The organism is Ideonella azotifigens (assembly GCF_006519715.1).
GTDB lineage: Bacteria > Pseudomonadota > Gammaproteobacteria > Burkholderiales > Burkholderiaceae_C > Ideonella > Ideonella azotifigens.
Window position 1 is genome coordinate 1 of record NZ_VIDT01000292.1, and the last position, 6,585, is coordinate 6,585.

Annotated in this window: 6 protein-coding genes; 4 read left to right on the forward strand and 2 right to left on the reverse strand. The window is 66.7% G+C overall.

Going from position 1 to position 6,585, the window contains the following annotated elements; all coding sequences use genetic code 11:
* Positions 1-79: 79 nt before the first annotated feature.
* Entirely contained in the window at positions 80-1,810 is a 1,731-nt protein-coding gene (locus tag FKP22_RS17205) for a nitrite/sulfite reductase (RefSeq protein WP_141288707.1), read from the reverse strand.
* A gap of 174 nt (positions 1,811-1,984) precedes the next feature.
* Here FKP22_RS17205 and FKP22_RS17210 point away from each other — a divergent pair, with 174 nt between their 5' ends.
* On the forward strand, positions 1,985-2,911 hold the full coding sequence (locus tag FKP22_RS17210; protein ID WP_141288709.1) for a patatin-like phospholipase family protein: 927 nt from the start codon (positions 1,985-1,987) through the stop codon (positions 2,909-2,911).
* Positions 2,912-3,161: 250 nt separating this feature from the next.
* On the opposite strand, the gene FKP22_RS17215 is transcribed toward FKP22_RS17210, so the two are convergent.
* The gene (locus tag FKP22_RS17215; RefSeq protein WP_141288716.1) at positions 3,162-3,725 is read right to left on the reverse strand and encodes a phasin family protein; all 564 of its coding nucleotides are present in this window, start codon (positions 3,723-3,725) and stop codon (positions 3,162-3,164) included.
* Positions 3,726-3,960: 235 nt separating this feature from the next.
* Between FKP22_RS17215 and FKP22_RS17220 the strand changes: the two genes are divergently transcribed.
* The 3 genes from FKP22_RS17220 to FKP22_RS17230 are packed head-to-tail and all read left to right on the forward strand — an operon-like array spanning position 3,961 to position 6,408.
* Positions 3,961-4,938 carry a histone deacetylase family protein gene (locus tag FKP22_RS17220; protein ID WP_141288711.1) on the forward strand — a complete coding sequence of 326 codons (978 nt, stop codon included), beginning with the start codon at positions 3,961-3,963 and terminating at the stop codon, positions 4,936-4,938.
* Complete coding sequence (locus tag FKP22_RS17225; protein ID WP_141288713.1) at positions 4,938-5,384, forward strand: acyl-CoA thioesterase; 447 nt, start codon at positions 4,938-4,940, stop codon at positions 5,382-5,384. Before FKP22_RS17220 ends, FKP22_RS17225 begins: the two co-directional genes overlap by 1 nt.
* A 25-nt stretch (positions 5,385-5,409) precedes the next feature.
* Positions 5,410-6,408: a 2-hydroxyacid dehydrogenase gene (locus FKP22_RS17230; RefSeq protein WP_141288714.1), complete on the forward strand. Its 999-nt coding sequence runs from the start codon at positions 5,410-5,412 to the stop codon at positions 6,406-6,408.
* Positions 6,409-6,585: the final 177 nt, after the last annotated feature.

A 6,585-nucleotide genomic window follows, 5' to 3' on the forward strand; every position in this document is an offset into this window, starting at 1 on the left:
CGGTTTCGGCGGCGTCAACTGCCTGCCAGCCGGTGTCTTGGAGGGAAACGAACTTCATGGTGGATGTCCTGTGACCGGCTCAGGCCGCTTCGGTGGCCAGCTCTTGGTCTTGCTGGGGCTTGGCGGTGGCGTGGCGCACGGCATCGGCCGCGGCACGCAGCGGCGGCACGCCAATGCGGCGCACGGTGTCGATGAAGCGTTCGCCGGCTTCGCGCTGGGCGCGGTAGGTGTCGATCAGCGCCTCGATCACGTCCGGCACTTCCTCGGCCGCGAAAGACGGGCCGATGACCTTGCCAGGCACCGAGGCGCCGCTCAGCGTGGAGCCGTCCGAGCCGCCGACCGAGATCTGGTACCACTCGTCGCCGTCCTTGTCGATGCCGAGGATGCCGATGTGGCCGGTGTGGTGGTGGCCGCAGGAGTTCATGCAGCCGCTGATGTGCAGGTCGATGTCGCCCAGGTCGTACAGCGCGTCCAGGTCGTCGAAACGCTCGGTGATGCTGGCGGCGACCGGGATGGAGCGGGCATTGGCCAGCGCGCAGAAGTCGCCGCCGGGGCAGGCGATCATGTCGGTCAACAGGCCGATGTTGGGCGTGGCGAAGCTGGCGTCGCGGGCGGCATGCCACACGGCGAACAGATCTGCCTCGCGCACCCAGGGCAGCACGAGATTCTGGTCATGGCTGACTCGCAGCTCGCTTAAGGAGTAGCGGTCGGCCATCGTGGCGGCCAGTTCCATCTGCTCGGCGGTCACGTCGCCAGGCGCCTGGCCCGGGCGCTTCAGCGACAGGGTGACGGCACGGTAGCCGGAGATGCGGTGGCCGTGCACGTTGCGCTCCAGCCAGCGCAGGAACGCGGTCGGTGCCGGGCCGGTGCGATGCGGGTCGAAGCCGCCCACGGCAGGGTGAACGCCCACCGGGTCCTGGAAGCTCGCGGCGACGCGGGCCAGTTCGGATTCGGGAATGGTGTGTTCGCGGCCAGCCGGGTCGGAGGTCATCAGCTTGTCGAACTCGGCGTTGACCGCGTCGAAATACTTCTGGCCTTCGGCCTTCACCAGGATCTTGATGCGGGCCTTGTAGGCGTTGTCGCGGCGGCCGAAGCGGTTGTAGATCCGCACGATGGCTTCGAGGTAGACGAGGATCTGCTGCCAGGGCAGGAACTCCCGGATCACGCTGCCGATCACCGGCGTGCGGCCCATGCCGCCGCCGACCAGCACCTTGAAGCCGACTTCACCGGCCTCGTTCTTCAGCAACTGGAGACCCACGTCATGCCAGGCGATGGCGGCGCGGTCCTCGGTCGCACCGGACACGGCAATCTTGAACTTGCGCGGCAGGTGGGCGAACTCGGGATGCAGCGTGCTCCATTGGCGCAGGATTTCGCAGTACGGGCGCGGGTCGACCACTTCGTCGGGCGCAATGCCGGCGAACACGTCGCTGGTGATGTTGCGGATGCAGTTGCCCGAGGTCTGGATGCCGTGCATGTCGACTTCGGCCAGCTTGTCCATCACATCGGCTGCCTGCGGCAGCGGAATCCAGTTGTACTGGAGGTTCTGGCGCGTGGTGAAGTGGCCGAAGCCGCGGTCGTGCTCGCGGGCGATGCCGGCCAGTTGGCGCAGCTGGCGGCTGTTCAGCTCGCCATAGGGCACGGCCACGCGCAGCATCGGCGCGTGGCGCTGCACGTACCAGCCGTTCTGCAGCCGCAGTGGCTTGAATTCCTCGCTGCCCAACTCACCGGCCAGGTTGCGTGTCAGCTGATCACGGAACTGGGCGGCGCGTTGGCGGACGAACTGGCGGTCGAAGTCGGTGTAGTTGTACATGGCGATGGCTGGGGGCAGGGAACACCCGATGCCATGCACTGTAGGAAGCCTTCTTATTCTTGAAAAGAACATAAAAGTTGATTGTTTATTTCAAATGAATATGAAGAAATCTTCCAAGCTCATGCGCCACCTAGAATCCGTTGCCACTGGAAGTCTCTGGAGACCTGCTCGTCCATGAATTCGCGTTGTTCCCGTCGCCGTTGCCTGGGTTGGGCTGCTGGCGGTTTGACCGGCCTGCTGGTCGGTTGCCAATCGACCCCGCCTGCGCCGCCTCCGGTGCACGTCGAGTTGCCACCGCCACCGCTGATCCCCAGCGCAGTGCCGAAGCCACCCCGCATTGGCCTGGCGCTGGGCGGCGGCGCGGCGCGGGGGTTTGCCCACATTGGCGTGATCCAGGTGCTGGAAGAGCAGGGCATCAAGCCGGATCTGGTGGTCGGCACTTCGGCCGGCAGCCTGGTCGCGGCGCTGTATGCGTCCGGCAAGTCAGGTGCGGAACTGGCCGCGCTGGCGCAAGGCATGGACGAATCGGCGCTGACGGACTGGGCATTCCCCGGCCGCGGCCTGATTCGCGGTGACGCGCTGGCGCGCTACGTGCGCGCGCAGACTCGCAACCTGAACATCGAGCAGATGAAGGTGCCACTGGGCATCGTGGCCACCGACCTGGACGACGGCGCGGCCGTGCTGTTCCAGCGCGGCGACACCGGGGCGGCAGTTCGCGCCTCCAGCGCTGTGCCGGCGGTGTTCCAGCCGGTCAAGATCGGCACGCGTGAATATGTGGACGGTGGCCTGGTGTCCCCGGTGCCGGTGCGCTTTGCGCGCCAGATGGGGGCCGACCTGGTGATCGCGGTCGACATTTCGTCTCCGCCCGACGGTGCCGCGACCGGCGACGCCTTTCACCTGCTGCTGCAGACCTTCGCCATCATGGGCCGCAGCATCAACCGCTTCGAACTGAAGGACGCCGACATCGTGCTGCGCCCCGGTCTGGTCGGCGTCTCCAGCGCCGATTTCGCGTCCCGCGCCAAGGCCGTGCAGTCCGGCCGCGAAGCGGCGCTGGCGCAGGTGGCGGCGCTGAAGGCGCGCATCACGGCCTTGACGCGCTGACCAGGCCAGAAACAGCAAACCCGGCGCTGCGCAGGGTTCTGCCAAAAGAAAACCCGACCGGGTCAGCGTGACCAGAGTCGGGTTTGAAGGTGCCTAACTGGAGAAGAAGGCACCGAGGAGACAACCTTCCATGGAGCGAGCACCAGCAGGTGGCTGTCTGCGGTGCCCCTCCAGATGGAGCAGCGGACGGCGGGGAAGTTCCCGGCCGTCCGCGTTACAGGGTGAATCTGCTCCCCCTGTGTCTCAAAGCTCAGGCTGCAGTGGCGGCGCGGCGCGGCTTCGGGGCCGACTGGGCAGCCTTGACTGCCGTGTTGGTCATCGCCTGGAAGTTGGCTTCGGCGACATCGGCGGCTTGCTTGGCAGCCTTGTGCACGCTTTCGTAGGCGTTGTTGGCAGCGGCCATGGCCGACTTGACCAGCGCCACGGCGTTTTCCGAACCGGCCGGGGCGTTCTTGACCGCCGTGTCGACCGTGGCCATGAACTTGCCTTGCGCGTCGGACAGTTGGGCTTCGGCGGCGCGGGTCAGCTCGGCATTGGTCGCCGCAGCGATGTCATACAGGTGGCGGCCATAGGCAGCTGCCTTTTCGGCGGCCGGCTGCATCAGGCTGGCTTGCAGCGACAGCAGTTCCTGCGCGTCCTTGACCGACATGGCGGCCTTGGCGGTTTCGGCGACTTCGCTCATCGAAGCCTTGGCCACCTGCAGGTTCAGTTCGACCAGTTTTTCCACGCCTTCGAAGGCCTTGGCGGTCAGTTCGAAGAGGGTTTCCACATTGGCCTTTTGGTTGGCAACCAGTTGTTCAGCAGTCAGCATCAGAGTCTCCATTCAGTGAAGAAAAACAGCGGCGGGTGGATCTTTCGATCCGTGAGGACAGCGCGGACTGTTTTGTGCGCTGCAACATGACTCGAAGTATAGAGGTGCGCGCGGGGATTGCAAGCGTCTTTTGTTGCGCTGCAGCAATTCATGTGAAGATCGCGATGCCGCATGCGGAACTTACCTTCCTTATGGGCCCCAAGCAGCCGAACCGGAAGGGCCACACAATCAAGACTTGATGCAGGCTTTCACGTCCGACCATTTCGTGCTGCCACTGCCGCCGGGGCATCGTTTCCCGATGAGTAAATATGCGCTGCTGCGCGATGCGGTGGCCGAGACCCTGCCGCAGATCCGGCTGCGCGAGGCGCCGCCAGCCACCGAGGGCGAACTGGCGCTGGCGCACGAGCCTGGCTACATCGACGCCGTGCTGCAAGGCTGGCTGAGCCCGGCGCAGCAGCGAGAGATCGGCTTTCCTTGGTCGCAGCGCATGGCCGAGCGCGCCTGCCGCTCGGTCGGCGCCAGCATTGCGGCGGCGCGGGTGGCGCTGAGCGAAGGCGTGGCGGCCAACCTGGCGGGTGGCACGCACCACGCCAGCGCTGCCAAGGGCTCGGGCTATTGCGTGTTCAATGATGTGGCCGTGGCGGCGCGCTTGATGCAGGCCGAATGGCACCGCCATCATCGCAGCCTGCTGCGCGTGCTGGTGATCGACCTGGACGTGCACCAGGGCAACGGCACCGCCGAGATCTTTGCCGACGACCCGACCGTCTTCACCTTCTCGATGCACGGCGCGCGCAACTTTCCGTTCCGCAAGGTGCCCAGCGACCTGGACGTGGACCTGCTGGACGGCTGCGACGACACGGCTTACCTGGCCGCGCTGGCGCGAGGCCTGGACACCGTGTGGCAACGCCTGCAGCACACGCCACCGGGCCTTGTCTTCTACCTGGCCGGCGCCGACCCGCACGAGGGCGACAGGCTGGGCCGGCTCAAGGTCAGCGCGGCTGGCCTGGCGCAGCGCGACCGGTTGGTGCTGGACGCGCTGCGCGAGCGCGGGCTGCCGGTGGCGCTGTCGATGGCCGGCGGTTATGGGCATGACATTGCCGTCACCGTTGCACTGCAGCGGCACACGTTGGCACTGGCCAGCGAGAGCTGGAAGGCGTGGCAGGCCTCGTCCGGCAGGCGACAGCCGCTGGCAGCTGCCGATGGAACAATCGCCTGATGAGCGAAGACACCCGCCCCATGGCCTTGCCCCGCGAAGCCTATCCGCTGTTCCGCAGCATCGGCACCCGCTGGATGGACAACGACGTCTACGGCCACGTCAACAACGTCGTCTATTACAGCTTCTTCGACACCGCCGTGAATGGCTACCTGATCGAAGCCGGCGCGCTGGACATCCATGCCGGCGAGACCATCGGCCTGGTGATCGAGACCCGCTGCAACTACTTCGCGCCGCTGGCCTTTCCGCAAGCCGTCGAGGCCGGGCTGCGCGTGGCGCATGTCGGCCGCTCCAGCGTGCGCTATGAAGTCGGCCTGTTTGGCGCGGGCGACGAGATGAGCGCCGCGGCCGGCCATTTCGTTCACGTCTACGTCGACCGGGCCAATCGTCGCCCGGTGCCTTTGCCGGCTGCCTTGCTGCAGGCCTTGCTGCCGCTGCGGGCTGACTGAGCCCTCTCTCAACCCACCTTCACCGATGCCATCAAGCCTTGTCCGTCCTCGCGTGCTGGTCGCGCGGCCCATCTTCCCGGAAGTCATTGCACGGCTGCGCGAGCACCTGGACGTGATCACGCACGACAGCGAGCAAGCGCTGAGCGCCACCGAACTGCAAGCCAGGCTGCAAGGCTGCGACGGCGTGTTCGTCGCAGCCAGCGAGCCGATCAATGCCGAGCTGCTGGCGGCCTGTCCGCAGCTGAAAGCGGTCTGCAGCATGGCGGTGGGCTACAACAACATCGACGTGCCGGCCTGCACTGCGCGGGGCGTGCTGGTCAGCAACGCGCCCGATGTGCTGACCGAGACGACGGCCGACTTCGGCTTCGCGTTGATGATGGCCACCGCGCGGCGCATCGCCGAGTCCGAGCGTTTCCTGCGCCGCGGCGAATGGACGCACTGGAGCTTCGACCTGATGGCCGGTGCCGACGTGCATGCCGCAACGCTGGGCGTGCTGGGCATGGGCCGCATCGGCCAGGCGATTGCCAGGCGCGGCGCGCTGGGTTTTGGCATGCCGGTGATCTATCACAACCGCAGCCGGCTGCCGGAGGCTGACGAGCAGGCCGTCAAGGCGCGCTGGGTCGACAAGGCCACGCTGCTGCGCGAGGCCGACCACCTGGTCATCGTCGTGCCCTACAGCCCCGCCTCGCACCACATGATTGGCGAGGCCGAGCTGGCGCTGATGAAGCCGGGCGCGACGCTGACCAACATTGCCCGCGGCGGCGTGGTGGACGACGCGGCGCTGGCGCGTGCACTGGCCGAACGGCGCATTGCCGCGGCCGGGCTGGACGTGTTCGAGGGCGAGCCCAAAGTGCTGCCCGCGCTGCTGGACCTGCCCAACGTGGTGCTCACGCCGCACATCGCCAGCGCCAGCATCCCCACCCGCATGGCCATGTGCAATCTGGCGGCCGACAACCTGATTGCCGCGCTGACCGGCGGCAAGCCGCCGACCGCCCTGAACCCCGAGGTACTGGCCAGGACTTGAGGCCTGCGCGGGGCTGGCCGCCTTGGCGAGCGCGACAATGGCAGCAATGACCGTGTTGCCTGCTGCTGCTTCTTCAAGCGTTTCCGTTTCCAGCCTTTCCATCACCAGCGTCGAGGCGGCCTTGCTGGCCCTGCTGGTGCTGAACCTGATCGCCGTGCTGGCCCTCTGGCTGCGACG